General features: G+C 64.7%; 23 protein-coding genes. 1 reads left to right on the top strand and 22 read right to left on the bottom strand.

Translation table 11 applies throughout. From position 1 onward, the window contains the following. Positions 1–75: 75 nt before the first annotated feature. The 7 genes from NJF35_RS02015 to NJF35_RS01985 all read right to left on the bottom strand — a co-directional run bounded on the left by NJF35_RS02015 (position 76) and on the right by NJF35_RS01985 (position 6161). On the bottom strand, positions 76–930 hold the full coding sequence (locus NJF35_RS02015; RefSeq protein WP_253090653.1) for a peptidoglycan DD-metalloendopeptidase family protein: 855 nt from the start codon (positions 928–930) through the stop codon (positions 76–78). A 181-nt stretch (positions 931–1111) separates the two neighbouring features. Beyond that, entirely contained in the window at positions 1112–1750 is a 639-nt protein-coding gene (locus NJF35_RS02010; RefSeq protein ID WP_225787463.1) for a protein-L-isoaspartate(D-aspartate) O-methyltransferase, read from the bottom strand. 38 nt (positions 1751–1788) lie between these two features. Next, positions 1789–2538, bottom strand: coding sequence for a 5'/3'-nucleotidase SurE (gene surE / locus NJF35_RS02005; protein ID WP_225787359.1), 750 nt, complete (start codon positions 2536–2538; stop codon positions 1789–1791). Continuing rightward, positions 2526–3584, bottom strand: a complete 1059-nt coding sequence (gene truD / locus NJF35_RS02000; protein WP_225787358.1) for a tRNA pseudouridine(13) synthase TruD — start codon at positions 3582–3584, stop codon at positions 2526–2528. Before truD ends, surE begins: the two co-directional genes overlap by 13 nt. Then, the gene (ispF, locus tag NJF35_RS01995; protein WP_225787357.1) at positions 3581–4054 is read right to left on the bottom strand and encodes a 2-C-methyl-D-erythritol 2,4-cyclodiphosphate synthase; all 474 of its coding nucleotides are present in this window, start codon (positions 4052–4054) and stop codon (positions 3581–3583) included. Before ispF ends, truD begins: the two co-directional genes overlap by 4 nt. Before the next feature lie 131 nt (positions 4055–4185). After that, the gene (gene fghA, locus NJF35_RS01990) at positions 4186–5040 is read right to left on the bottom strand and encodes an S-formylglutathione hydrolase (RefSeq protein WP_225787356.1); all 855 of its coding nucleotides are present in this window, start codon (positions 5038–5040) and stop codon (positions 4186–4188) included. Between the two features lie 8 nt (positions 5041–5048). Continuing rightward, the gene (locus tag NJF35_RS01985) at positions 5049–6161 is read right to left on the bottom strand and encodes an S-(hydroxymethyl)glutathione dehydrogenase/class III alcohol dehydrogenase (RefSeq protein ID WP_225787355.1); all 1113 of its coding nucleotides are present in this window, start codon (positions 6159–6161) and stop codon (positions 5049–5051) included. A gap of 108 nt (positions 6162–6269) precedes the next feature. Here NJF35_RS01985 and NJF35_RS01980 point away from each other — a divergent pair, with 108 nt between their 5' ends. Continuing rightward, the gene (locus NJF35_RS01980; RefSeq protein ID WP_225787354.1) at positions 6270–7166 is read left to right on the top strand and encodes a LysR substrate-binding domain-containing protein; all 897 of its coding nucleotides are present in this window, start codon (positions 6270–6272) and stop codon (positions 7164–7166) included. A 94-nt stretch (positions 7167–7260) separates the two neighbouring features. Here NJF35_RS01980 and ispD read toward each other — a convergent pair whose 3' ends face one another. The 15 genes from ispD to bamA form a co-directional block, all read right to left on the bottom strand. Next, positions 7261–7968 carry a 2-C-methyl-D-erythritol 4-phosphate cytidylyltransferase gene (gene ispD / locus NJF35_RS01975; RefSeq protein ID WP_225787353.1) on the bottom strand — a complete coding sequence of 236 codons (708 nt, stop codon included), beginning with the start codon at positions 7966–7968 and terminating at the stop codon, positions 7261–7263. After that, the gene (gene ftsB, locus NJF35_RS01970; RefSeq protein WP_225787352.1) at positions 7965–8246 is read right to left on the bottom strand and encodes a cell division protein FtsB; all 282 of its coding nucleotides are present in this window, start codon (positions 8244–8246) and stop codon (positions 7965–7967) included. The genes ispD and ftsB overlap by 4 nt, the downstream gene beginning before the upstream one ends. 157 nt (positions 8247–8403) lie before the next feature. Beyond that, positions 8404–9693, bottom strand: coding sequence for a phosphopyruvate hydratase (eno, locus tag NJF35_RS01965; RefSeq protein ID WP_225787351.1), 1290 nt, complete (start codon positions 9691–9693; stop codon positions 8404–8406). 152 nt (positions 9694–9845) lie between these two features. Further along, positions 9846–10691, bottom strand: a complete 846-nt coding sequence (gene kdsA / locus NJF35_RS01960) for a 3-deoxy-8-phosphooctulonate synthase (RefSeq protein WP_225787350.1) — start codon at positions 10689–10691, stop codon at positions 9846–9848. A 3-nt stretch (positions 10692–10694) separates the two neighbouring features. Further along, entirely contained in the window at positions 10695–12323 is a 1629-nt protein-coding gene (locus tag NJF35_RS01955) for a CTP synthase (protein ID WP_225787349.1), read from the bottom strand. 269 nt (positions 12324–12592) lie between these two features. Continuing rightward, entirely contained in the window at positions 12593–13888 is a 1296-nt protein-coding gene (gene tilS / locus NJF35_RS01950; protein WP_225787348.1) for a tRNA lysidine(34) synthetase TilS, read from the bottom strand. A gap of 235 nt (positions 13889–14123) precedes the next feature. Then, positions 14124–15071, bottom strand: coding sequence for an acetyl-CoA carboxylase carboxyltransferase subunit alpha (locus tag NJF35_RS01945; RefSeq protein WP_225787347.1), 948 nt, complete (start codon positions 15069–15071; stop codon positions 14124–14126). Positions 15072–15176: 105 nt separating this feature from the next. Further along, entirely contained in the window at positions 15177–18701 is a 3525-nt protein-coding gene (dnaE, locus tag NJF35_RS01940; protein ID WP_225787346.1) for a DNA polymerase III subunit alpha, read from the bottom strand. A 128-nt stretch (positions 18702–18829) separates the two neighbouring features. Beyond that, entirely contained in the window at positions 18830–19459 is a 630-nt protein-coding gene (rnhB, locus tag NJF35_RS01935) for a ribonuclease HII (protein ID WP_225787345.1), read from the bottom strand. Between the two features lies 1 nt (position 19460). After that, positions 19461–20588 (bottom strand): lipid-A-disaccharide synthase, encoded by a 1128-nt coding sequence (gene lpxB / locus NJF35_RS01930; RefSeq protein ID WP_225787344.1) that lies wholly within the window; start codon positions 20586–20588, stop codon positions 19461–19463. A gap of 1 nt (position 20589) precedes the next feature. Next, positions 20590–21366, bottom strand: coding sequence for an acyl-ACP--UDP-N-acetylglucosamine O-acyltransferase (gene lpxA / locus NJF35_RS01925; protein WP_225787343.1), 777 nt, complete (start codon positions 21364–21366; stop codon positions 20590–20592). Next, on the bottom strand, positions 21363–21803 hold the full coding sequence (gene fabZ, locus NJF35_RS01920) for a 3-hydroxyacyl-ACP dehydratase FabZ (RefSeq protein ID WP_225787342.1): 441 nt from the start codon (positions 21801–21803) through the stop codon (positions 21363–21365). Before fabZ ends, lpxA begins: the two co-directional genes overlap by 4 nt. Positions 21804–21916: 113 nt before the next feature. Then, positions 21917–22972 carry a UDP-3-O-(3-hydroxymyristoyl)glucosamine N-acyltransferase gene (gene lpxD / locus NJF35_RS01915; protein WP_253090631.1) on the bottom strand — a complete coding sequence of 352 codons (1056 nt, stop codon included), beginning with the start codon at positions 22970–22972 and terminating at the stop codon, positions 21917–21919. A gap of 1 nt (position 22973) precedes the next feature. Further along, a complete protein-coding gene (locus NJF35_RS01910) occupies positions 22974–23477 on the bottom strand; it encodes an OmpH family outer membrane protein (protein ID WP_225787340.1) in 504 nt (167 codons plus the stop codon). A gap of 44 nt (positions 23478–23521) precedes the next feature. Further along, positions 23522–25870 carry an outer membrane protein assembly factor BamA gene (bamA, locus tag NJF35_RS01905; protein WP_253079938.1) on the bottom strand — a complete coding sequence of 783 codons (2349 nt, stop codon included), beginning with the start codon at positions 25868–25870 and terminating at the stop codon, positions 23522–23524. Positions 25871–25934 lie beyond the last annotated feature (64 nt).

The following is a 25934-nucleotide window of genomic DNA, read 5'->3' as shown; positions in this document are numbered from 1 at the left end:
CTCGAGCGACACCTGTTCCCTGGTAACGCTGGAGCCTGTCCCCTCTACGTCAAAGGAACAGGCTGGGTACAACGATCAACGGCGTGGCAGGAACTGGAGCGGATCGACGGGTTTGCCCTGACGGCGAATCTCGAAATGCAGCTTCACCCGATCAGTGCCCGTGGACCCCATTTCAGCGATCGTCTGCCCTGCCTTGACCTGCTGCCCCTCCCGAACCAAAAGCCTGCGGTTGTGGCCGTAGGCGCTGACGTAGGTATCGCTGTGCTTGATGATGATCAACTCGCCGTAGCCCCTCAAGCCACTCCCGGCGTAGACCACTGTACCACCAGACGCAGCAAAAACAGGCTGTCCCAAATCACCGGCGATATCAATGCCTTTATTCAAACTACCGTTTGAAGCGAATTTACCAATCAGCACACCGTTGGCCGGCCAGGTCCAGCCCCCGGCGGTACGCTCTGCGGCGGGCACCGGCGTCACCACCGGCTTGCTCGCGGCAGGGGGTGGCGTGGCAGGCCTGGCAGTGCCCCCAGACGGTGGCGTGGTGGTCGCGACAGGGCGGCGGATGACGGTGGTCTTGCTCGATGAGGAGGGGCTGGATACCACCCTGGTGCTGCCGCCCACGCCGCTGCTGAAACGGATGGCCTGGCCCGGGCGGATGGTATAGGGCGCACCGATGTTGTTGCGCGCGGCCAGTTCCTTGTAGTCCCAGCCGTAACGGAACGCGATGGAATACAGGGTATCGCCGGGCCTGACGATGTACTGACCCGACGTCACGGTCGGGCGCTTGGGGACCGCGTTGCGATCGACCACACGGGCGCCGTTCGAGCCGCTGCTGGAGCAACCCGCGAGCAAGGCCCCCATGGCCAGCGCAATCACCAGAAGCTTGAAACCCGACCGATCCTTGCGCTGCCGAATGATTGTGTGACCCACCCGCGCTCCCCTTATGGTGCCGATAACCGATATGACGCTACGCAATGCAATATTGTTGCAATTATAAACGAGGCCACCCGGCTTGGGTGGCTTCATGCTCCGGGCCTTCGCCGCAGAGGCAGCCAGATAGACAGGGCCAGGGCCCGAGAATTCGTCGCCGCAGCAAATATTCCGCGTCCCCTCAGGCCAGCGGACCGTTGAGCAGCGGCACGAAACGCACGGAACCCAGGACCCGGCGGGAGAAACCGTGCTCCTCGCGCACGATGAGCATCAGTTGCTGCGCCTCGCCGGCCGCCCCCACTGGAATCACCATGCGCCCTCCCGGGGCCAACTGGTCCAGCAGGGCCTGGGGCACTTCCGCGGCCACGGCAGTGACGATGATGCCGTTGTACGGCGCCAGCGCCTGCCAGCCTTCGCAACCGTCGCCCCAGCGGAACACCACGTTGCGCAGGTTGAGCTCGACCAGGCGTTCCTTGGCCCTGTCCTGCAGGACCTTGATCCGTTCCACCGAGAACACCCGCTCCACCAGTTGGGCGAGGATCGCAGTCTGGTAGCCAGAGCCCGTGCCGATCTCCAGCACCTTGTCCAGCGGCCCGGCCTCCAGCAGCAGCTCGCTCATGTGCGCGACCATGAACGGCTGGGAGATGGTCTGGTTATGCCCGATCGGCAGCGCCGTATCCTCGTAGGCCCGGTGCGCCAGGGCCTCGTCGACGAACAGATGGCGTGGCGTGCGGCGGATGACCTCGAGCACATGGGTGTTCGAGACCCCTTCCTCGTACAGCCGCTGGATCAGCCGCTCACGCGTGCGCTGGGAAGTCATGCCGATGCCACGGCGCAGCAGATCGTCCTGTTCGCGCATCAGAGCAGTCCCTCCAGCCAGCCGTCCAGACGCTCGAAGGCGTCGTTGAAGGTGCGGTCCAGCTGCAACGGCGTGATCGAGACATAGCCCTGCATCACCGCATGGAAGTCCGTGCCCGGCCCACCGTCCTCGGCATCGCCGGCCACGGCGATCCAGTAGCCTTCCTTGCCCCGGGGGTTGACCACCTTGGTCGGCGCCGCCGCGCGCGCGCGGTGGCCGAGGCGAGTGAGCTGGATACCCCGGATGTGCTCCAAGGGCAGGTTGGGGATGTTGACGTTGAGCACGGTACGCGGCGGCAGCTCCAGGCGCGCCTGGGCCTCTACCAGGCGGCGGGCGATGTAGGCGGCGGTGGGCAGGTTGTCCGGCTGGCGCGACAGCAGCGAGAACGCCAGCGACGTGCCACCGAGGAAACGCCCTTCGAGCGCTGCGGCGACCGTGCCGGAATAGAGCACGTCGTCGCCCAGGTTGGCGCCCAGGTTGATGCCGGAGACGACCATGTCGGGCGTTTCCGGCAGCAGGCCGTTGAGCCCCAGGTGCACGCAGTCGGTGGGCGTGCCGTTGAGGCTGATGAAACCGTTGGCCAGGGTCTGCGGGTGCAGGGGCCTGTCCAGCGTCAGCGAACTACTGGCGCCGCTCTTGTCTTGATCCGGGGCAATCACCACGCACTCGGCATGATCCACCAGCGCAGCGTGCAGCGCGGCGAGGCCGGGTGCGGTAACACCGTCGTCATTCGAAATCAGAATACGCATGGGCTGTCCGTCTGCCCCGCCGGCACCAGATCGACAAGCTCGCGCACCACAACGGTGGCGAAGCATCCGGCCGGAAGGACGAATTCCAGTTGCAGGATATCAGGCTCGGGATAATGCCACGTCAGCCCGCCAATAGGGAGCCGCAGGATACGCCGCTCGTGCTTCATGTCCGCCAGGGCCAGCCACTGGCACAACGCCGGGTGCCGCTCGCCGATGGCGGTTTCCAGTGCCGCGCCAGCCCCGCCAGCAGGTGTAGAACCCGCGCCCCAGAGCGGCCCGGTGGGGTGAAGATCGAGAATGTCCAGGCGCGGATCGGCGCACTCCTGTTCGCCTGCCGCGAAGAAACTACGGCTGTCGGTGAAAGCCAGCAAATCACCGACCTGGGCCCGCTGCCAGCTGCCGTCGGCGACCCGTGCGGCCAAGACCTGGTTGAACAGGTAGCTGCGCGCCGCCGACAACAGGCGCGAACGCAGGTTGCGCTGCTCCGGCAGGGCCGCGCGGGCCGCCCAGTCCTGGGCGTCATGGACATTGCCACCGGCATGGCCGAAGCGCTGGCTGCCGAAGTAGTTCGGCACGCCCTGGCGCTTGAGTTGCTCCAGGCGAGCATCCAGGGCCTGGCGATTCGCCACCAGGGCGGTCAGGCGCAGGGTGAAGCCGTTGGCTGAATGGGCGCCACGCTGCAGCTTGCGCTGGTGGCGCACCCGCTTGAGCACGCGCAGGCTGGCGTCCTCGGCACGCGACAGATCAGGGTCGGCCTTGCCCGGCAGGTGCAGGCTGAACCACTGGCGGGTCAGGGCCTGGCGGTCCTTGAGCCCGGCGTAGCTGATGGCGCGCAGGGGCACGCCGGCAGCACGGGCCAGGCGGCGGGCAGCCTCCTCGGTGTTCAGGTCACGCTTTTCGACCCACAGCCAGAGGTGCTCGCCCTGGCCGGACAAGGGAATGTCCAGCACTTCGTCGACCTGGAAGTCTTCGGCCACCGCCTTGAGCACCGCGCTGCCCAACGCCTCGCCCGATGCACGCGGACCCAGCAGTTCCAGTTCGGTCATGCTGGCAGCAACAGGGCCACCGCGTGCACGGCGATGCCCTCCTCGCGGCCGGTGAAGCCCAGCTTCTCGGTGGTGGTGGCCTTGACGTTGACCTGGTCCAGTTGCACCTGCAAGTCTTCGGCGATCAGCTGGCGCATGGTCTCGATGTGCGGTGCCATCTTCGGCGCCTGGGCGACGATGGTGGCGTCGACGTTGCCGACCTTCCAGCCCTTGGCCTGGACGATGCCGACCACATGGCGCAGCAACACGCGGCTGTCGGCGCCCTTGAACTGCGGGTCGGTGTCGGGAAAATGCTTGCCGATGTCGCCCAGCGCCGCGGCGCCGAGCAGCGCATCGCTCAGGGCGTGCAACAGCACATCGCCGTCGGAATGGGCCAGCAGGCCGTACTTGTGGGGGATACGTACCCCACCCAGGGTAATGAAATCGCCGTCGCAGAAACGGTGCACATCGTAGCCGTGGCCAATACGCATAGAAAAACGCCCCGATTTGAGTCAGGGCGTGATTCTACCTGCTTTGCTCGACCTTGCGCGGATGCTCTTCCCTGCTCTGAGCTGCAAGCAAAAGCACATCGGCGGCGGACTGCTTTTCTTGCAGCTCGCGGCTAGACCCGGCCCAGCGCTACGGCGTGGTGGCGCAGGTGCTCGTCGATGAAGCTGGCGATGAAGTAGTAGCTATGGTCATAACCTGGCTGCAGGCGCAGGGTCAGCTCGTGGCCGGCCTTGCGTGCGGCTTGCTCCAGGGCCTCGGGTTTGAGCTGCTTTTCCAGGAAGTCGTCCCGGTCGCCCTGGTCCACCAGCAACGGCGGGCACTGGCCGGACGGTGTCTCGGCCAACAGCACGCTGGCATCCCACTCGCGCCAGCGTGAACGATCCTCGCCCAGGTAGCGGGAAAACGCCTTCTCGCCCCAAGGGCAGTCCATCGGGTTGCTGATCGGCGAGAACGCCGACACCGAACGATAGCGCCCCGGATTGCGCAAGGCGCATACCAGGGCGCCATGGCCGCCCATGGAGTGACCGCTGATACTGCGCTGGTCGGACGCCGGGAAATGCGCCTCGACCAGGGCGGGCAGCTCCTCCACCACATAGTCGTGCATGCGGTAGTGCTGGACCCAGGGTTGCTGGGTGGCATTGAGGTAGAAGCCAGCGCCCAGGCCGAAATCCCAAGCGCCGTCCGGATCGCCCGGCACCTGTTCGCCACGCGGGCTGGTGTCGGGGGCGACGATGATCAGCCCAAGCTCCGCGGCCAGGCGCTGGGCGCCGGCCTTCTGCATGAAGTTCTCGTCGGTGCAGGTCAGGCCGCTGAGCCAGTACAGTACCGGCAGCTTCTCGCCCTGCTCGGCCTGCGGCGGCAGGTAGACGGCGAACACCATGTCGCAGCCCAGCACCTTGGAACTGTGTCGGTAGCGCTTGTGCCAGCCGCCGAAGCTCTTCTGGCAGGAGATGTTTTCCAGGCTCATGGCAGACCTCAGAAGTGGATCACGCTACGGATGCTCTTGCCTTCGTGCATCAGGTCGAAGGCTTTGTTGATGTCCTCCAGGCCCATGGTGTGGGTGATGAAGGTGTCCAGCGGGATCTCGCCCTTCTGCGACATTTCCACGTAGCTTGGCAGTTCGCTGCGGCCACGCACGCCGCCAAAGGCCGAACCGCGCCAGACACGGCCGGTGACCAGCTGGAACGGACGGGTGGAGATCTCCTGGCCGGCACCGGCCACGCCGATGATCACCGACTCGCCCCAGCCCTTGTGGCAGCATTCCAGGGCCGCACGCATCAGTTGGACATTGCCCACGCATTCGAAGGAGAAGTCCACGCCGCCGTCGGTGAGGTCGACGATGACCTCCTGGATCGGGCGGTCATAGTCCTTGGGGTTGACGCAATCGGTGGCACCCAGCTGGCGGGCGATCTCGAACTTGGCCGGATTGATGTCGACGGCGATGATGCGCGAGGCCTTGGCCTTGACCGCGCCGATGATCGCCGACAGGCCGATACCGCCCAGGCCGAAGATGGCCACGGTATCGCCGGGCTTGACCTTGGCGGTGTTGAGCACGGCGCCGATACCGGTGGTCACGCCGCAGCCGAGCAGGCAAACCTTCTCCAGGGGTGCGTCCTTGGCGATCTTGGCCACGGAGATTTCCGGCAGCACGGTGTACTCGGAAAAGGTCGAGGTGCCCATGTAGTGGAACAACTGCTGGCCCTTGTAAGAGAACCGGGTGGTGCCATCCGGCATCAGGCCCTTGCCCTGGGTGGCGCGGATCGCCTGGCACAGGTTGGTCTTGCCGGAGCGGCAGAACTTGCACTGGCCGCATTCGGGGGTATAGAGCGGGATCACATGGTCACCGACCGCCACCGAGGTCACGCCCTCGCCCACCGCCTCGACGACCGCCCCGCCCTCGTGGCCGAGGATCGACGGGAAGATGCCCTCCGGGTCGGCGCCAGACAGGGTGTAGGCGTCGGTGTGGCAGACACCGCTGGCCACCACGCGCAGCAGCACCTCGCCGGCCTTGGGCATGGCCACGTCCACTTCGACGATTTCCAGGGGTTTCTTGGCCTCGAAGGCAACGGCAGCGCGGGACTTGATCATCAAGGGTCTCCAGACAAGGGGAAGGATTCACGCTGGCAGTGTAATTCAGGGGCTTTTCGTGAATAATCCGGCTTGAGTCAAAACATTATTGCCATACAGGGATAATCCATGAGCAGTCGCTGGGAAGGCATCGACGAATTCGTCGCGGTGGCCGAGTCGGGCCAGTTCACCAGCGCGGCCGAACGCCTGGGGGTTTCCTCCTCGCATGTCAGCCGCCAGATCGCCCGTCTGGAGGAGCGCCTGCAGACCCGCCTGCTGTACCGCAGTACCCGGCGCGTGACCCTGAGCGAGGCCGGGCAGACCTTCCTGCAGCATTGCCAACGGCTGCAGGATGGCCGCGAGGAGGCCCTGCGTGCCATGGGCGACCTGGCCAGCGAACCCAAGGGGTTGCTGCGCATGACCTGCGCGGTGGCCTACGGCGAGCGCTTCATCGTGCCGCTGGTGACCCGCTTCCTGGCGCTCTATCCACAATTGCGGGTAGAAGTGGAGTTGAGCAACCGCACCCTTGACCTGCTGCATGAAGGCATGGACCTGGCGATCCGCCTCGGCCGCCTGCAGGACTCACGCCTGGTAGCCACCCGCCTGGCGCCGCGGCGCATGTACCTGTGCGCCTCGCCGGCCTACCTGGAACGCTACGGGCGGCCCCACAGCCTGTCGGAGCTGGCCCGGCACAACTGCCTGATCGGCAGTTCGGACATCTGGGTCCTGCAGCAGGACGGACGCGAGCTGAGCCAACGCGTCCAGGGCAACTGGCGCTGCAACAGCGGGCAGGCGGTGCTGGATGCGGCATTGCTGGGGATGGGGTTGTGCCAGTTGCCGGACTACTACGTGCTCGAGCACCTCAACAGCGGGGCACTGGTGTCGTTGCTGGAGGCGCACCAGCCGCCGAATACCGCAGTATGGGCACTGTATCCGCAACAGCGGCACCTGTCGCCGAAGGTGCGCAGGCTGGTGGACTACCTCAAGGAAGGCTTGGCGCAGTTGCCGGAGTACCGGGCGGCATGAGGTGCCAGGGATTGCGCCTTTGCACAGTTCGGCAAATGCTGCGAAGCGGCCCCAAACGCCGCTAAAGATCTTAACTGACCCGCCAGAGGCTCGATCAGCGCCGGCTGGCCCAGCGCTGGCGCAACCATTCCAGGTCTTCCGGACGGGTCACCTTGATGTTGTCGCTGCGCCCCTCGACCAGTCGCGGTGCGTGGCCGGCCCACTCGATGGCGGATGATTCGTCGGTGACGACCACATCCGCCACCAGGCACTCGGCCAGCGCCCGGTGCAAGGCGCCGAGGCGGAACATCTGCGGGGTATAGGCCTGCCAGATGGTGCTGCGGTCCACCGTGGCGCTGACCCGCCCATTGCCATCGGCACGCTTGAGGGTGTCGCGCGCGGGTACCGCAAGTAAACCTCCCACAGGGTCGCCAGCCAATTCCGACAGGAGCCGGTCCAGATCGCTGCGTGCCAGGTTCGGTCGCGCGGCGTCGTGCACCAGTACCCAATCGTTGTCCGACGCCCCCTGGGCATGCAACAGCAACAACGCATTGAGCACCGAGTCGGCCCGTTCGCGGCCACCGGGCGCTCGCTGGATGCGCGGATCGCCGGCACAGCGCAAGCCGGGCCAGTACGGATCGTCGGCGGCGATACTGACCACCACGCCCTTGAGCGTGGGATGGTCGAGGAAACAGTCCAGGCTATGCTCGAGCAGGGTCTGCCCCCCCAGTTGCAGGTACTGCTTGGGGCGGTCGGCAGCCATGCGGGCGCCAATGCCCGCGGCGGGAATCACGGCCCAGAAGGCCGGTAGTGTCTGGGTCATTTCTGCGGCAGCTGGTAGAGGGTTTCGCCCTCCTTGACCATCCCCAGTTCGTGGCGGGCCCGTTCTTCCACGGTTTCCATACCTTTTTTCAACTCCAGGACTTCGGCGTCGAGCACACGATTGCGCTCCAGCAGCCGCTCGTTCTCCGCTTGCTGCTCGGCAATCTGCTGCTTGAGCTCGGCCACGTGCGCCAGGCTACCGTTACCCACCCACAGGCGATACTGCAGGCCACCGAGCAACAGGAGCAGGACGAGGAACAACCAATAGGGACTGCGCATCAAGATATCCAGAGGTAAAAGGCCGCCGCAGCGAACTTCCAATAGCACGAAGCCTGGCCGAGGCCAGGCTTCGTCGACAGAAACCCGTAAGAAGCGTCTGACTGTTCAGTACGAACGTTCAGACAGCCTCGGCTGCTGCCTTTTTACCATCTCTTGCTCAGCCGCGAAACTCGGCACGACCGCGGTACACCGCCTTGGCACCGAGTTGCTCTTCGATGCGCAGCAGTTGGTTGTACTTGGAGACGCGGTCGGAACGGCACAGCGAGCCGGTCTTGATCTGGCCGGCAGCGGTACCGACAGCCAGGTCGGCGATGGTCGAGTCCTCGGTTTCGCCCGAACGATGCGAGATCACCGCGGTGTAGCCGGCGGCCTTGGCCATCTGGATGGCTTCCAGGGTCTCGGTCAGCGAGCCGATCTGGTTGAACTTGATCAGGATCGAGTTGCCGATGCCCTTCTCGATGCCTTCCTTGAGAATCTTGGTGTTGGTCACGAACAGGTCGTCACCGACCAGTTGCACCTTGGCGCCGATCTTGTCGGTGAGGATCTTCCAGCCAGCCCAGTCGGACTCGTCCAGGCCATCTTCGATGGAGATGATCGGGAAGCGCTCGGTCAGGCCCTTCAGGTACTCGGCAAAGCCTTCGGCGTCGAACGACTTGCCTTCGCCGGAGAGGTTGTACTTGCCGTCCTCGTAGAACTCGGAAGCCGCGCAGTCCAGGGCCAGGGTCACGTCGCTGCCCAGCTTGTAGCCGGCCTTCTCGACGGCTTCGGCGATGGCGCCCAGGGCGTCTTCGTTGGAGGTCAGGTTCGGTGCGAAACCACCTTCGTCACCCACGGCGGTGTTCAGGCCACGGGCCTTGAGCACGGCCTTGAGGTGGTGGAAGATCTCGGTGCCCATGCGCAGGGCGTCGGAGAAGGTCTTGGCGCCGACCGGCTGGACCATGAACTCCTGGATGTCGACGTTGTTGTCGGCGTGCTCGCCACCGTTGATGATGTTCATCATCGGCACCGGCATGGAGTACTGACCCGGGGTGCCGTTGAGGTTGGCGATGTGTGCGTACAGCGGCAGCTCCTGGTCCTGGGCAGCGGCCTTGGCGGCGGCCAGGGAGACAGCCAGGATGGCGTTGGCGCCCAGCTTGGCCTTGTTCTCGGTACCGTCCAGCTCGATCATGGCGCGGTCCAGGGCTTTCTGGTCGGCCGGGTCCTTGCCCAGCAGCAGGTCGCGGATCGGGCCGTTGATGTTGGCGACGGCCTTCAGCACGCCCTTGCCCAGGTAACGGCTCTTGTCGCCATCACGCAGCTCCAGCGCTTCGCGCGAGCCGGTGGAAGCACCGGACGGCGCGCAAGCGCTGCCGATGATGCCGTTGTCGAGCAGAACATCGGCTTCCACGGTGGGGTTGCCACGCGAATCGAGAACTTCACGACCTTTGATGTCGACGATTTTTGCCATTGTTGTAAGCACTCCAAAATTGACGAAAACAACGCAGCTTAGGAAATCCGGCCGTTCGCCAGGCAGTTCGTGAACGGGCAGGCCTGGCGAAGGCGACCCCTGACTCATCGGTCAGGGGTGGAACGTGCGGTACTTTACCGGAGAAATGGGCTTTACGCGGTTTCTACCGTCGGAAAACTTTTCACCAGGTCGTCCAGTTGCTTGAGCTGGGCCAGGAACGGCTCCAGCTTGTCCAGGCGCAGGGCGCAGGGACCATCGCACTTGGCGTTATCCGGGTCCGGGTGGGCTTCGAGGAACAGGCCCGCCAGGCCCTGGCTCATGCCAGCCTTGGCCAGGTCGGTGACCTGGGCGCGGCGCCCGCCGGCGGAGTCGGTGCGACCGCCCGGCATCTGCAAGGCGTGGGTCACGTCGAAGAACACCGGGTATTCGAACTGCTTCATGAGGCCGAAGCCGAGCATGTCCACCACAAGGTTGTTGTAGCCGAAGCTCGAACCACGCTCGCAGAGGATCAACTGGTCGTTGCCGGCCTCCACGCACTTGTCCAGGATGTGCTTCATTTCCTGGGGCGCGAGGAACTGTGCCTTCTTGATGTTGATCACCGCGCCGGTCTTGGCCATGGCCACGACCAGGTCGGTCTGGCGCGACAGGAAGGCCGGCAGCTGGATGATGTCGCAGACCTTGGCGACGGGCTCGGCCTGGTAGGGCTCGTGCACGTCGGTGATCACCGGCACCTTGAAGGTCTGCTTGATCTCCTCGAAGATCTTCAGCCCTTCTTCCATGCCCGGGCCACGGAAGGATTTGACCGACGAACGGTTGGCCTTGTCGAAGCTGGCCTTGAACACGTACGGGATGCCGAGCTTCTCGGTCACCCGCACGTATTCCTCGCAGACCTTCAGGGCCAGATCACGGGACTCCAGGACGTTCATGCCGCCGAACAGGACGAACGGCTTGTCGTTGGCGATCTCGATGTTACCGACGCGAATGATCTTCTGGGTCATGGATCAGGCCTTGTTCTTCTGTGCCAGGGCCGCCTTGACGAAGCCACTGAACAGCGGATGGCCGTCACGCGGCGTCGAGGTGAACTCCGGGTGGAACTGGCAGGCGACGAACCAAGGGTGGTCCTTGGATTCGACCACTTCGACCAGGGCACCGTCGCCGGAGCGGCCGGACACCAGCAGGCCAGCGTCGATCATCTGCGGCAGCAGGGTGTTGTTGACCTCGTAGCGGTGGCGGTGGCGTTCGACGATCACGTCCTTGCCATAGCATTCATGGACCTTGGAGCCACCGACGATCTGGCACTCCTGGGCACCCAGGCGCATGGTGCCGCCCAGGTCGGAGGCTTCGGTACGGGTCTCGACGGCACCGGTGGCATCGGCCCACTCGGTGATCAGGCCGACCACCGGATGGCCGCTGTTGCGGTCGAACTCGGTGGAATTGGCGTCTTTCCAGCCCATGACGTTGCGGGCGAACTCGATGACCGCGACCTGCATGCCCAGGCAGATGCCCAGGTACGGCACCTTGTTCTCGCGGGCGTACTGCACCGCGGTGATCTTGCCTTCCACGCCGCGCAGGCCGAAACCGCCAGGCACGAGAATGGCGTCGGCGCCCTCGAGCAGGCTGGTGCCCTGGTTCTCGATGTCTTCGGAGTCGATGTAGCGCAGGTTGACCTTGGTGCGGTTCTGGATACCGGCGTGGCTCATCGCCTCGATCAGCGACTTGTAGGCATCCAGCAGTTCCATGTACTTGCCGACCATGGCGATGGTGACTTCATGCTCGGGGTTGAGCTTGGCGTCCACCACCTTGTCCCACTCGGACAGGTCGGCGCTGCCGCACTGCAGGCCGAAGCGCTCGACCACGAAGTCGTCCAGGCCCTGGGCATGCAGCACGCCCGGGATCTTGTAGATGGTATCGACGTCCTGCAGGGAGATCACCGCACGCTCTTCGACGTTGGTGAACAGGGCGATCTTGCGGCGCGACGAGGCGTCGACCGGGTGGTCGGAACGGCAGATCAGCACGTCCGGCTGCAGGCCGATGGAGCGCAGTTCCTTGACCGAGTGCTGGGTCGGCTTGGTCTTGGTCTCGCCAGCGGTGGCGATGTACGGCACCAGGGTCAGGTGCATCAGCATGGCGCGCTTGGAGCCCACTTCGACGCGCAACTGGCGGATCGCCTCGAGGAACGGCTGCGACTCGATGTCGCCGACGGTGCCGCCGATTTCCACCAGGGCCACGTCGGCATCGCCGGCGCCCTTGATGATGCGGCGCTTGATCTCGTCGGTGATGTGCGGGATGACCTGGATGGTCGCGCCCAGGTAGTCACCACGGCGCTCCTTGCGCAGCACGTGCTCGTAGATACGGCCGGTGGTGAAGTTGTTGTTCTGGGTCATGGTGGTGCGGATGAACCGCTCGTAGTGGCCCAGGTCGAGGTCGGTCTCGGCGCCATCGTGGGTGACGAACACCTCGCCGTGCTGGAACGGGCTCATGGTGCCGGGGTCGACGTTGATGTACGGGTCCAGCTTGAGCATGGTGACCTTGAGCCCCCGCGCCTCCAGGATGGCCGCCAAGGAAGCCGAGGCAATGCCTTTCCCCAATGAAGAAACAACACCGCCCGTGACGAATATGTAGCGCGTCATGAAAAACCCTAGAAGTCTGCGTTAAAGCGGCCAGCGCCGCCGGAGAAAGCGAAGGAAGGCCGAAGCCCCCGATCACCTGCGTCAATCACAGTGCATCTCGAAAAACTGCCGCGTCTGTACAGACCGGGGGCATCCCCGGCATGGAGCTCGCTCGTCATTTTAAGAATCAGCCCAGCAAAAAACTGCTTGGTAATCGGCAACTCCCGTGTTTTCGATGAACCCACAGAAGCTGTATCAAGAAGGGAGGGTAGTCTACCCGAATGTACCCTTCAGCTCAAACCTTGCACGTTCGTCGGCGGCTGCCAGCACAGGCGCACCGCGCCCTGCCCCGGCAAGGGCAGGTTGGCCAGCGCCAGCAGGCGCTCGCCCTGGTACAGCAGCGGCAGGCGCGGGCGCACGAAGTGAGGTACCTGCAGCTCGTTGAGCAGGCGCTTGAGGTCTCGTCGGCCACGGCCAGGCAGGTCGAGCACCTCGCCGCCCTGACGATAGGCGATGGACAATTCGCCAGGCGGGGCCTCGCCTGCCAGGTGCACGCTGCCGTTGCCGGGCAGCGGCAGCACCCCACCAGGATCGTCCCAACCATGCCGGCCCTGCACCGGCGCCAGCCAGGCGCCGCTCAACCACCAGATGCGGCCGTGGCTACGCTGCACCACTCCGTCGGCCAGGCACCATAGCGGCTGGCCGTCCGCCGCAGCGTCACGCAGGCACTCCCAGCCGGCCCAGTGCCGGCTGTCGGGCAGGCGTGTGCGGCTGCTCAGCCAGTATTGCAGGGCATTACGCTGGCGTGCGGGTGACAATGCTGCCAGCGTGGCCAGGTCGAGGGAGTCCAGGCCGAGCCAGGCGAATGGCGCCTGGCCGTGGGCCGCCACCAGGTCGGCGGCGGCCAGGTCGTCCAGCAGACCCAGCGCTTCGCCCAGGTGCTCGGCCGTGCGCGCCAGATTGGCGGCGGCCTGGGGCCAGCGCTGGCGCAGCAGCGGGAAGACCTCGCCACGCAGGTAGTTGCGGGCGAAGGCGGTGTCGGCGTTCGAAGGGTCCTCGATCCATGACAGCCCCCATGTTCCGGCATATTCAAGCAACGCGGCCCGCGTCACCGCCAGCAGCGGCCTGGCCAACCTGCCCTGCCCCAGCGGCCGCTGCACAGGCATGGCCGCCAGCCCGCGCAGGCCGGCACCACGCAGCAGGCGAAACAGCAGCGTCTCGGCCTGGTCTTCGCGGTGCTGGCCAGTGAACAGCACCTCGCCCGGCCCCAGTATTGCGGCGAAGGCGGCATAGCGGGCATCGCGGGCGGCCTGCTCGAGGCTGGCGCCAGGGGCGACCTGGACGCGGATCACCTTCAGTTCGATACCCAGGGCGGCGCAGATTGCCTGGCAATGACCCGGCCAATCGTCGGCGGCGGGCTGCAGGCCATGGTGGACGTGCACGGCACGCAGCGGTGGCGCGTCATGGGTACGGCGGTAGTCGGCCAGCAAGTGCAGCAAGACGGTGGAGTCGAGACCGCCGGAGAAGGCGACGCACCAGGCAGGGGCATTGAGCCAGGGAGAGAGGGAAGCGGTAAGGTCGATCATGAAGGCCTCGCACGTGAGCGGGGTAGCCCCATTACGCTGCCATTGGGGGCCGCTTCGCCCCTCGCCGGCAAGCCGGCTCCCACAGGGGCCAGCGGTGTTCAAACATCATCTGCCTGGCAGAAGCGCTTGTGGGCGCTTGGGGTTCACACATCGAGTGCCGGGTAGAGGATTCTGTGGGAGCCGGCTTGCCGGCGAGGGGCTGCAAGGCAGCCCCAGTGCCGCTCGACGGCTGGCCTTAGACGCCGTAGCTCATCAGGCGCTCGTACCGGCGCTCCAGCAGGGCGTCGTAGTCGAACTTGCCGAGCATGTCCAACTGCTCGACCAAATCGGCGCGGATGCTCTCGGACATCTTCGCCGGGTCGCGGTGGGCACCGCCCAGCGGCTCGTTGATGACTTTGTCGACGATGTTCAGGCTCTTCAGGCGCTCGGCGGTGATGCCCATGGCCTCGGCAGCATCGGCAGCCTTGTCGGCGGTCTTCCACAGGATCGAGGCGCAGCCTTCCGGCGAGATCACCGAGTAGGTGGAGTACTGCAGCATGTTCAGCTGGTCGCACACACCGATGGCCAGCGCGCCGCCCGAGCCACCTTCACCGATCACGGTGGCGATGATCGGGGTCTTCAGGCGCGCCATCACGCGCAGGTTCCAGGCGATGGCCTCGCTCTGGTTGCGCTCCTCGGCGTCGATGCCCGGGTAGGCGCCCGGCGTGTCGATGAAGGTGAGGATCGGCATCTTGAAGCGCTCGGCCATTTCCATCAGGCGGCAGGCCTTGCGGTAGCCTTCCGGACGCGGCATACCGAAGTTGCGGCGCACCTTCTCGCGCACTTCACGGCCCTTCTGGTGGCCGATGACCATCACCGGCTTGCCATCCAGGCGCGCGGTACCCCCGACGATCGCGGCGTCGTCGGCGAAATGACGGTCGCCGTGCAGCTCTTCGAACTCGGTGAAGATGTGCTGGATGTAGTCCAGGGTATAGGGGCGGCGTGGGTGACGGGCCAGGCGGGCGATCTGCCAGCTGGTCAGGTTGCCGAAGATGCTTTCGGTGAGGGTGCTGCTCTTGTCTTGCAGACGGGCAATTTCATCGCTGATGTTCAGCGAGTTGTCGTTGCCCACCAGGCGCAGCTCTTCGATCTTGGCTTGCAGGTCGGCAATCGGCTGTTCGAAATCCAGGAAATTCGGGTTCATAGGCATCCGTCTTGGGTCTACGGCCAGGCGGCCGGCCGGTTGATCCGTTTGGCGCCCTACCTTAAGGGATCAGGCGCATTCAGGTCGAGATTAAAATTGGTCGATTCAGCGGTATTGCAGGAAGACGTTCTCACGCCCGAACTGGTCACGCAGGGCCTGGATCAGGCCATCGGCCGGGTCGATCGACCACTCGTCGCCGAATTGCAGCATGGCCCGCGCATCGCTGCCGGTGTACTCCAGGGTGATCGGGCAGCCCCCGCGATGGCGGGTGATCAACTCGCCGAGCCAGGCCAGGCGATCGCCCTTGAGGGCATCATGGGCCACCTTCAGGCGCAGGCTCTCGGCCAGCTTGGTGCGAGCGTCCTCCATGGTCATCACTTGCTTGACCCGCAGGCGCAGGCCACCGGAGAAATCGTCGTGGCTGACCTCGCCTTCCACCACCACCATGGCGTCGGTCTGCAGCAGCGCCTGGGCGGCCATGAAGGCATCGGCGAACAGCGAGGCCTCGATGCGCCCCGAACGGTCGTCGAGGGTGATGAAGCCCATCTTGTCGCCCTTCTTGTTCTTCATCACCCGCAGGGCAATGATCATCCCCGCCACCGTCTGGGTGTCACGCGACGGCTTGAGGTCGACGATGCGCTGGCGGGCGAAACGGCGGATCTCGCCCTCGTACTCGTCGATCGGGTGGCCGGTCAGGTACAGGCCAAGGGTATCCTTCTCGCCACGCAGGCGTTCCTTGAGGGTCAGCTCGCGGACCTTGCGGTGGTTGGCATAGACATCGGCGTCCTCCTCGACGAACAACCCGCCGAACAGGTCGGCGTGACCACTGTCGGCGGTGCGAGCGGTCTGCTCGGCGGCCTTGATCGCCTCTTCCAGGGCCGAAAGCAGCACCGCGCGGTTGCGGTCGATATTGGCCTGGTAGGCCTTGAGCTCGTCGTGGAAGTACGGGCCCAGGCGATCCAGCGCACCGCTGCGGATCAAGGCATCGAGGGTACGCTTGTTGATGCGCTTGAGGTCGACCCGCTCGCAGAAGTCGAACAGGTCCTTGAACGGCCCGCCCTCGGCACGCGCCTCGACGATGGCCTCCACCGGCCCCTCGCCGACGCCCTTGATCGCACCCAGGCCATAGACGATGCGGCCATCGTCGTTGACCGTGAACTTGAAGTCGGAGCTGTTCACATCCGGCGCGTCCAGGCGCAGCTTCATGCTGCGCACTTCCTCGATCAGCACCACCACCTTGTCGGTGTTGTGCATATCCGCCGACAGTACCGCCGCCATGAACGGCGCCGGGTAGTGCGTCTTGAGCCAGGCGGTCTGGTAGGAGACCAGTCCGTAGGCGGCCGAGTGCGACTTGTTGAAACCGTAGCCGGCGAACTTTTCCACCAAGTCGAAGATGTTGCCCGCCAGCTCGGCATCGATGCCGTTCTGCGCGCAGCCCTCGATGAAGCCACCGCGCTGCTTGGCCATCTCCTCGGGTTTCTTCTTACCCATCGCCCGGCGCAGCATGTCGGCGCCACCGAGGGTATAGCCAGCCATCACCTGGGCGATCTGCATCACCTGTTCCTGGTACAGGATGATGCCGTAGGTCGGTGCCAACACCGGCTTGAGGCCGTCGTACTGGTAGTCCGGGTGCGGGTAGGCGAGCTCGGCGCGGCCGTGCTTGCGGTTGATGAAGTCGTCCACCATGCCCGACTGCAGCGGGCCGGGGCGGAATAGCGCCACCAGTGCGATGAGGTCTTCCAGGCAGTCGGGCTTGAGCTTCTTGATCAGCTCCTTCATGCCACGGGATTCGAGCTGGAACACCGCCGTGGTCTCGGCCTTCTGCAGCAGGTCGTAGGTCTTCTTGTCATCCAGCGGGATGAAGTCGATGTTGACCTCGGGCAGGTTCTTGCGCGCCTGGTCGCGGTTGATGGTCTCCATCGCCCACTTGATGATGGTCAGGGTTCGCAGGCCGAGGAAGTCGAACTTCACCAGGCCCGCGGCCTCCACGTCGTCCTTGTCGAACTGGGTCACCAGGCCGCCGCCCTCTTCGTCACAGGCGATCGGCGAGAAGTCGGTCAGTTTGGTCGGCGCGATCACCACGCCACCGGCGTGCTTGCCGGTACCTCGGGTGACGCCCTCGAGCTTGAGGGCCATGTCCCAGATCTCACGGGCGTCCTCGTCGCTCTTGAGGAAGTCGCGGAGCATCTCTTCCTGCTCGTAGGCCTTCTCCAGGGTCATGCCGACCTCGAAGGGGATCATCTTCGACAGGCGGTCGGCCAGGCCGTAGGACTTGCCCTGGACCCGCGCCACGTCGCGCACAACCGCCTTGGCGGCCATGGTGCCGAAGGTGATGATCTGGCTCACCGCATTGCGCCCGTAGGCCTCGGCCACGTAGTCGATCACCCGGTCGCGGCCGTCCATGCAGAAGTCGACGTCGAAGTCGGGCATGGAAATACGTTCAGGGTTGAGGAAGCGCTCGAACAGCAGGTCGTAGGCCAACGGATCGAGGTCGGTGATCTTCAGCACGTAGGCCACCAGCGAACCGGCACCCGAACCCCGGCCGGGGCCGACCGGTACGCCGTTGTTCTTGGCCCACTTGATGAAGTCCATAACGATCAGGAAGTAACCGGGGAAGCCCATCTGGATGATGATGTCCAGTTCGAACTTCAGGCGGTCCAGGTAGACCTGGCGCTTCTCTTCGTAGTTGGGCGTGGTCTCCTTGGGCCAGAGCACCGCCAGGCGCTCCTCCAGGCCTTCGTGGGCGACGTGGCGCAAGTAGTCGTCGATGCCCATGCCGTTGGGCGTGGGGAAGTCGGGGAGGAAGTACTTGCCCAGCTGTACCTGGATGTTGCAGCGCTTGGCGATCTCCACGGTGTTGGCGATCGCGTCCGGCAGGTCGCTGAACAGCTCGGCCATTTCCTCCGCGCTCTTGAGGTACTGCTGATCGCTGTACAGGCGCGGGCGACGCGGATCGTCCAGGGTCCAGCCCTCGCCGATGCAGACGCGGGTCTCGTGGGCGTCGAAGTCCGACTGCTTGATGAAACGTACGTCGTTGGTCGCCACCAGCGGCGCACCGAGGCGATCGGCCAGGGCCACGGCGGCATGCACGTATTCCTCGTCGCCCGCGCGGTTGGTGCGCTGCAGCTCGACGTAGAAGCGCTCGGGGAACATGCCCATCCAATCGCGCAGCAGGGCTTCGGCCTCGTCGATCTTGCCCGCCAGCAGGGCCATGCCGATGTCGCCTTCGCGGGCTGCGGACAGGCCGATCAGCCCTTCGCTGGCCGGGGCGATCCACTCGCGCTGGATGACCACCAGACCGTTGCGCTGGCCTTCGACCCAGCCACGGGAGATCAGCTCGGTGAGGTTGCGATACCCCTTGGGGTTCATGGCCAGGAAGCAGATGCGCGAGAGCGGTGCCTCCGGGTCGGTGCCAGCCAGCCACAGGTCGGCACCGCAGATCGGCTTGATGCCGGCCCCCATGGCGGTCTTGTAGAACTTCACCAGCGAGCACATGTTGCTCTGGTCGGTGATCGCCACCGCCGGCATGTTCATCCCGGCCAGGGCCTTGGCCAGCGGCTTGATCCGCACCAGGCCGTCGACCAGCGAGAATTCGGAGTGCACACGAAGATGAACGAAGGAAACCGGCATGGATGATCCTGTGGCAGTGCGGAACGACAAGGGCGGGATTGTAACCCAACAGCCGGTCGAGTGAGTGTCGGGGGGAGGTAATTAGGCAGTGCGCACGGGCTTTTCGGGGATGGCAATCTTGGGGCCAATCAAGGCTCGAGCAGAGACCCGGTGATACCGTCGCGGGCTTCCCAGGCTGCGCGCACCGGTGCGAAGGAGCGCCGGTGGATCGGCGTCGGCCCGAGCCGCGCCAGGGCTTCCAGGTGCACCGGCGTGGGATAGCCCTTGTGTCCGCCAATACCATAGCCAGGGTAGATCAGCTCGAAGGCGCTCATTTCCCGGTCACGGGTGACCTTGGCCAGGATCGAGGCAGCGGCGATGGCCGGGACCTTGGCATCGCCCTGGACCACTGGCGCAGCCGGCACGGCCAGTTTTGGGCAGCGGTTGCCATCGATCAGCGCCAGCTTCGGCGTGATGCTCAGGCCCTCCACCGCGCGCTGCATGGCCAGCATGGTCGCGTGGAGGATATTCAGGCGGTCGATTTCCTCGACCTCGGCACGGGCGATACAAAATGCCAGGGCCTTTTCGCAGATCTCGTCGAACAGCACCTCACGCTTGGCTTCGGTGAGTTTCTTCGAATCGTTCAGGCCGAGGATTGGCCTGTGCGGGTCGAGGATCACCGCAGCGGTGACCACCGCTCCGCACAGCGGGCCACGGCCGACTTCGTCGACACCGGCGACCAGCTCCTCGACCAGGTTGAAATCCAGTCCCATTTGCATCCTATCGGGCTCCCAGCAAGCTCAACACCGCATCGGCCGCCTGGTTGGAGGCGTCGCGACGCAAGGTACGGTGGATCTGGTCGAAGTGTTCGGTCTGCTGGCTGCCATCGGTGATCAGCGGCGCCAGGGCCTGGGCGAGGGCTTCGCTGGTGGCGGCGTCCTGCAGCAACTCCGGTACCAGCAAGCGCTGGGCCAGCAGGTTGGGCAGCGACACGTAGGGGCTGCGCACCATGCGCTTGAGAATCCAGAAGGTCAACGGCGCCAGGCGATAGGCGACCACCATCGGCCGCTTGTACAGCAAGGCTTCGAGGGTCGCGGTACCGGAGGCGATCAGCACCGCATCGCAAGCCGCCAGGGCCTGGTGCGACTGGCCGTCGAGCAGGGTCAGCGGCAGGTCGCGGCCTTGCAGCATCTGTTCGAGCTGGGCACGTCGCGCCGGATTGGCGCACGGTGAAACGAAACGCACGTCCGGCACCCGTTCGCGCAGGCGCTGGGCGGTGTCGAGGAACAGTTCGCCCAGGCGCCCCACCTCGCCGCCCCGGCTACCGGGCATGAGCGCCACCAAGGGGCCGTCGCCGAACCCGAGCGCGGCTCGGGCAGCCTGGCGGTCGGCCTCCAGCGGTATGGTGTCGGCCAGCGGATGGCCGACGAAACGCACCGGCACACCCTGCTCTTCGTAGAACTTCGCCTCGAACGGGAGCAGGGTGAGCATCAGGTCGCAGCCTTCGCGAATCTTCAGCACACGCTTCTGCCGCCAGGCCCAGACCGATGGGCTGACGTAGTGCACGGTCTTGATCCCGGCCTGGCGCAGCTTCAGTTCGATGTTGAGCGTGAAGTCCGGCGCATCGATGCCGATGAACACGTCCGGTTTCTCGGCAATCAGGGTCTGGATCAGTGCCTTGCGCCGCTTGAGCAGCTCGCGCAGGCGCCCCAGCACCTCGACCAGCCCCATGACCGCCAGGCGCTCCATGGGGAAGTAGGAAACCAGACCCTCGGCCTCCATCAACGGGCCACCCACGCCAATGAAGCGTACGTCGGGATGGCGCGCCTTGAGCGCGCGCATCAGGCCGGAACCGAGAATGTCGCCGCTGGCCTCGCCCGCGACCAGCGCTACGCAGAGTTGGGCCATGTCAGCGCGTGATGCCGCGGGCGGAGCCGAGGATCGACTGGCGGAACAGCTCGACCTCCGGGAACTGGCCGGCCAGCTCCTCCAGTTCCTTGAGCGCCTCTTCCACGGTCAGGCCCTGGCGATAGACGATCTTGTAGGCGCGGCGCAGGGCGTGGATCACCTCGTCGCTGAAGCCACGACGGCGCATGCCTTCGAAGTTCATGCTGCGCGCCTCGGCCGGGCTGCCGAACACGGTGACGAAGGCCGGGACGTCCTTGCCGATCGCCGTGCCCATGCCGGAGAAAGCGTGGGCACCGATATGGCAGTACTGGTGCACCAGGGTATAGCCAGACAGGATCGCCCAGTCGCCCACATGCACGTGCCCGGCCAACGCCGTGTTATTGACCAGGATGCAGTGGTTGCCGATGACGCTGTCATGCCCGATATGGGCATAGGCCATGATCAGGTTGTGATCGCCAAGGGTGGTTTCCGAGCGATCCTGGATGGTGCCCCGGTGAATGGTCACGCCTTCGCGGATCACATTGTGATCACCGATCACCAGGCGCGTCGGCTCGCCCTTGTACTTGAGATCGGGGGTGTCTTCACCGATGGAGGAAAACTGGAAAATGCGGTTGTGCCTGCCGATCCGGGTCGGCCCCTTGAGCACCACGTGCGGACCGATGACGGTGCCCTCCCCGATTTCCACATCGGGGCCAATGATCGACCAAGGGCCCACCTCGACGCCGTCGGCCAGCCTGGCCGCAGGGTCGATGATCGCCCGAGGATCAATCGAACTCATAGTTCACGTTCCGCGCAGATAATCTCCGCCGAGCAGACCTGCTTGCCATCGACGGTGGCCTGGCACTCGAACTTCCAGATCGAACGCTTGCGGCTGAGGAACTTGGCCTCGAGGATCAACTGGTCGCCCGGCAGCACAGGCTGGCGGAAGCGCAGGTTGTCCGAGCCGACGAAGTAATAAAGGGTACCGTCCGCCGGCTTGGCATCGAGCATCTTGAAACCGAGAATCCCGGCCGCCTGGGCCATCGCCTCGATGATCAGCACGCCCGGCATGATTGGGTGCGCGGGAAAATGGCCATTGAAGAACGGCTCATTGATGCTGACATTCTTGTAGGCACGAATGCTCTGGGCCTCGAAGTCCAGGTCCGTCACCCGGTCCACCAGCAGGAACGGGTAACGGTGAGGCAGGTATTCGCGAATCTCGTTGATGTCCATCATTTCGGGGGGAAGCCTGTAGTAAGAATAGGGAGCGCAGGTGCTGACCACACGCTCCTTTTACAATCCAAAGAGGAGCCAGCTAGCGACGGTTCACTCTTGCTCAGGGAATGGTATCAGCCTTCTGATGCCGGCTGACCACCTGAGGTCACGGTATCGACACGTTTTTCCAGCTGCTGGAGACGCTTGGACATCTCGTCCAACTGGCGAATACGCGCGGCGCTCTTGCGCCATTCGGCCAAGGGTTGCATGGCCGTGCCGGAGGAATAGGCGCCCGGTTCGGTGATCGAACGGGTCACCATGGTCATCCCGGAAACGAATACGTTATCGCAAACATCGATATGACCGACCATGCCGACACCGCCAGCGATGGTGCAATGCTTGCCGATGCGGGTGCTGCCAGAGATCCCCACGCAGGCCGCCATGGCGGTGTGCTCGCCGATCTGCACGTTGTGGGCGATCTGGATCTGGTTGTCCAGTTTGACCCCATCGTTGATCCGCGTGTCCGACAGCGCACCACGGTCGACGGCGGTGTTCACGCCGATCTCCACGTCGTCGCCGATGGTCACCCCGCCGATCTGGGCGATCTTGCGCCAGATGCCCTTCTCGTTGGCGAAGCCGAAGCCCTCGCCACCGATCACCGCACCCGACTGGATCACCACGCGCTTGCCGATGGTCACGTCGTGGTACAGGGTGACCCGCGGCGCCAGCCAGCCACCTTCGCCGATCACGCAGCGCGCACCGACGAAGCAGTGGGCACCGATGGTCACGTTGGCGGCGATCCGCGCGCCGGCCTCGATCACCGCGAACGGGCCGATGCTGGCACTGGCGTCCACCTGGGCATCCTCGGCCACCACGGCGCTGGGATGAATACCCGCCACAGCCTTGGGCTTGGGATCGAACAGGTGGGAAATGCGCGCGTAGGCCAGGTACGGGTCGGCGACGATCAGGGCATTGCCGGCAAAGCCTTCGGCATCCGCGGCCTTGAGCAGCACCGCGGCGGCCTGGCTGTTGTCCAGGTACTTGCGATACTGCGGGTTGGCCAGGAAACTCAATTGCCCGGGCCCGGCCTCCTGCAAGGTGGCCAGCCCGGTGATCTGCAGCCCCTCGGGCCCCTTGAGGGTGGCCCCGAGGGCCTCGGCCAGTTGGCCAAGCGTCATGGTCACGGTCATATCAACGAGCTTGGTTCATACGCTCGATGACTTGGCGGGTGATGTCGTACTGCGGCTTGACATCGATCACCGCACCACGCTCGAGCACCAGGTCGTAGCCACCACGCTTGATGACCTCCTCGACGGCGCCGTCGAGCTTGGGCTTGAGTTGCTTGAGCATGTCGCGGTCGGCGACGGCCTTGGCTTCGTTCAGCTCCTTGGACTGGAACTGGAAGTCACGGGCCTTCTGCTTGAATTCGAGTTCCAGGCGCTCGCGCTCCTGCTGGGGCATCTTGTCGCCACCCTTGATCAGGCGGTCCTGGATGCCCTTGGCGCTGCTTTCCAGATTCTTCAGCTTGGTCAGCTGCGGGCCGAACTTCTTCTCGGCATCGACCGCGTACTTCTTCGCCGCGTCCGATTCGAGCAGTGCCATCTGGTAGTTCAGCACGGCGATCTTCATTTCGGCGAAAGCCGGGGTGGCGACCAGCGCCGCGGCCAAGATGGCCAGTTGAGTCAACTTACGCACGATGCACTCCTGGATAAACCGTTTTCGTTGAGCGAGGGCCGACCTCAGAAGGTCTGGCCCAGAGAGAATTGGAACACCTGGGTATCGGCATCGTCCGGCTTCTTGACCGGCATCGCCAGGCTGAAGCTCAGCGGGCCCAGCGCAGTGATCCAGGTGACGCCCAGGCCAACCGAGCTGGCCATGCCCGAGAAGCCGACCTTCTCGCAGTCCGGCTTGCTGCCGCAGTTGGTGTCGAACACGTTACCGACGTCCCAGAACACCGAGGTACGCAGCGAACGCTGGTCCTTGACGAACGGCAGCGGGAACAGCAGCTCGACACCACCCTGGACGAGGACGTTGCCACCGAACGGCAGCGGGTCCTGGTCCGGGTCGCGGATGGTACCGGGGTTGTTGCCCTGGCTCGGGGTACTGCGAGGGCCCAGGCTGCTGTCCTTGAAGCCACGGACAGAGTTGAAGCCACCGGCATAGTAGTTCTCGTAGAACGGCAGGCCCGAGGTACCACCGAAACCATCACCATAGCCCAGTTCGGTGTGCAGGCGCAGGGTGTAGTCGTTGGTGATCGGCTTGAACAGCTGGCCACGGTAGTCGAGCTTGTAGAACGACAGGTCGCTGCCCGGCACGGTGGTTTCCAGGGTCAGGCTCTGGGAATGACCACGGGTCGCCAGCACGCCCTTGTTCAGGGTGGACTCGGACCAGCCCACCGACGCCTTGAAGTTCAGGAAGCTGTCGCCCTCCTCCTCGAGGAAGTCGAAGATCTCGTCGACGGTGTAGCGGCCGGTCTTGATCTCGTCGCGCTGCACGGAAAGGCCGTAGGTCAGGCGCGAGGTCTCGCTGATCGGGTAGCCGATGCTGACACCGGCGCCCAGGCTGTCCACCGCATAGCTGGCCACGTCGACGTCGAGGTCGTCGTAGTCGGTGCTGCGGTAGAAGGCGTTGTAGCCCAGGCTGACGCCATCGGCGGTCCAGTAGGGGTCGACGAAGCCGAAGTTGTAGCGGGTCTGGTACTCGCTACGGGTCAGGCCGATGGAGACCTTGTTACCGGTCCCCAGGAAGTTGCTCTGGCTGATCGAGCCACCCAGGATCAGCCCCGCGCTCTGGGCGAAACCGACGCTGGCGGTGATCGAGCCGGAGGCCTGCTCCTCGACGCTGTAGTTGACGTCGACCTGGTCGTCGGTGCCCGGCACCGGCGGGGTCTCGACGTTGACTTCCTTGAAGAAGCCCAGGCGCTCCAGACGGGTCTTGGACTGGTCGATCAGGTAGGTCGAGGCCCAGCCGCCCTCCATCTGGCGCATCTCGCGACGCAGCACTTCGTCTTCGGTCTTGGTGTTGCCGCGGTAGTTGATGCGGTTGACGTAGGCGCGCTTGCCCGGGTCGACCACGAACATGATGTCGACGGTATGGTCTTCGTCGTTGGGTTGCGGCACGCCGTTGACGTTGGCGAAGGTATAGCCCTCGTTGCCCAGGCGACGGGTGATCAGGTCGGAGGTGGTGGTCATCACCTTGCGCGAGAACACCTGGCCCGGCTGCACCAGCAGCAACGACCGGACCTGGTCTTCCGGTACCTTGAGGTCGCCGGAGAGCTTCACGTCGCGAACGGTGTACTTCTCGCCTTCGTTGATGTTGACGGTGATGTAGACGTGCTTCTTGTCCGGGGTGATGGACACCTGGGTCGAGGCGATGTCCATGTTGATGTAGCCGCGGTCCAGGTAGTAGGAACGCAGGCGCTCCAGGTCACCGGAGAGCTTCTCGCGGGCGTACTTGTCATCGTTCTTGAAGAACGACAGCCAGTTGGTGGTCTTGAGCTCGAAGAGCTGGGTCAGGTCTTCGTCGCTGAAGACGGTGTTGCCCACCACGTTGATGTGCTGGATGGCGGCGACGGTGCCTTCGTTGATCTTGATCTTCAGGCCGACCCGGTTGCGCGGTTGCGGCACCACCTCGGCGTCGACCTCCGCCGAATAGCGGCCCTGGGCCACGTACTGGCGCTGCAGCTCGTTACGCACACCCTCGAGGGTGGCCCGCTGGAAGATCTCGCCCTCGGCCAGGCCCGACTGCTTCAGGCCCTTCATCAGGTCTTCGGTGCTGATGGCCTTGTTGCCCTCGATCTCGATGCTCGAGACCGACGGACGTTCGACCACGTTGATGATCAGGACATTGCCGTCGCGGCTCAGCTGGATGTCCTGGAAGAAGCCGGTCTTGAACAGCGAGCGGGTGGATTCCACCAGACGCCGATCGTCGACCTGGTCGCCCACGTTCAGTGGCAGGGCCCCGAACACGCTGCCTGCGGAAACCCGCTGCAGACCATTGACACGAATATCGGAGATGGTGAAGGACTCGGCGTGAACTTCAGCGATCATCAGTGCGGAGAGGACCGCAGTTAGCAGCAGACGTTTCATGAAGTCCTTTTATTCCAACTGGCAATAAACAACCCGCCGCGAGTGGGGCGGCAGGTTCGCAATT

It is taken from the genome of Pseudomonas guariconensis (assembly GCF_024127895.1).
Lineage (GTDB): Bacteria > Pseudomonadota > Gammaproteobacteria > Pseudomonadales > Pseudomonadaceae > Aquipseudomonas > Aquipseudomonas guariconensis_B.
Note: the sequence above shows the minus strand (reverse complement) of the source record. Positions and strands in the feature narration are given on the sequence as shown.

Coding starts and splice junctions, on each gene's coding strand:
- fghA (WP_225787356.1), bottom strand. CDS start 5,040: ATGAGCCTGGAAAACATCTCCTGCCAGAAGAGCTTCGGCGGCTGGCAC.
- truD (WP_225787358.1), bottom strand. CDS start 3,584: ATGACCGAACTGGAACTGCTGGGTCCGCGTGCATCGGGCGAGGCGTTG.
- NJF35_RS01980 (WP_225787354.1), top strand. CDS start 6,270: ATGAGCAGTCGCTGGGAAGGCATCGACGAATTCGTCGCGGTGGCCGAG.
- NJF35_RS01955 (WP_225787349.1), bottom strand. CDS start 12,323: ATGACGCGCTACATATTCGTCACGGGCGGTGTTGTTTCTTCATTGGGG.
- lpxB (WP_225787344.1), bottom strand. CDS start 20,588: ATGGCCCAACTCTGCGTAGCGCTGGTCGCGGGCGAGGCCAGCGGCGAC.
- NJF35_RS01985 (WP_225787355.1), bottom strand. CDS start 6,161: ATGATCAAGTCCCGCGCTGCCGTTGCCTTCGAGGCCAAGAAACCCCTG.
- rnhB (WP_225787345.1), bottom strand. CDS start 19,459: ATGCAAATGGGACTGGATTTCAACCTGGTCGAGGAGCTGGTCGCCGGT.
- NJF35_RS02010 (WP_225787463.1), bottom strand. CDS start 1,750: ATGACTTCCCAGCGCACGCGTGAGCGGCTGATCCAGCGGCTGTACGAG.
- fabZ (WP_225787342.1), bottom strand. CDS start 21,803: ATGATGGACATCAACGAGATTCGCGAATACCTGCCTCACCGTTACCCG.
- ispD (WP_225787353.1), bottom strand. CDS start 7,968: ATGACCCAGACACTACCGGCCTTCTGGGCCGTGATTCCCGCCGCGGGC.
- eno (WP_225787351.1), bottom strand. CDS start 9,693: ATGGCAAAAATCGTCGACATCAAAGGTCGTGAAGTTCTCGATTCGCGT.
- tilS (WP_225787348.1), bottom strand. CDS start 13,888: ATGATCGACCTTACCGCTTCCCTCTCTCCCTGGCTCAATGCCCCTGCC.
- lpxD (WP_253090631.1), bottom strand. CDS start 22,972: ATGACCGTGACCATGACGCTTGGCCAACTGGCCGAGGCCCTCGGGGCC.
- bamA (WP_253079938.1), bottom strand. CDS start 25,870: ATGAAACGTCTGCTGCTAACTGCGGTCCTCTCCGCACTGATGATCGCT.
- NJF35_RS01945 (WP_225787347.1), bottom strand. CDS start 15,071: ATGAACCCGAATTTCCTGGATTTCGAACAGCCGATTGCCGACCTGCAA.
- ispF (WP_225787357.1), bottom strand. CDS start 4,054: ATGCGTATTGGCCACGGCTACGATGTGCACCGTTTCTGCGACGGCGAT.
- dnaE (WP_225787346.1), bottom strand. CDS start 18,701: ATGCCGGTTTCCTTCGTTCATCTTCGTGTGCACTCCGAATTCTCGCTG.
- kdsA (WP_225787350.1), bottom strand. CDS start 10,691: ATGACCCAGAAGATCATTCGCGTCGGTAACATCGAGATCGCCAACGAC.
- ftsB (WP_225787352.1), bottom strand. CDS start 8,246: ATGCGCAGTCCCTATTGGTTGTTCCTCGTCCTGCTCCTGTTGCTCGGT.
- lpxA (WP_225787343.1), bottom strand. CDS start 21,366: ATGAGTTCGATTGATCCTCGGGCGATCATCGACCCTGCGGCCAGGCTG.
- surE (WP_225787359.1), bottom strand. CDS start 2,538: ATGCGTATTCTGATTTCGAATGACGACGGTGTTACCGCACCCGGCCTC.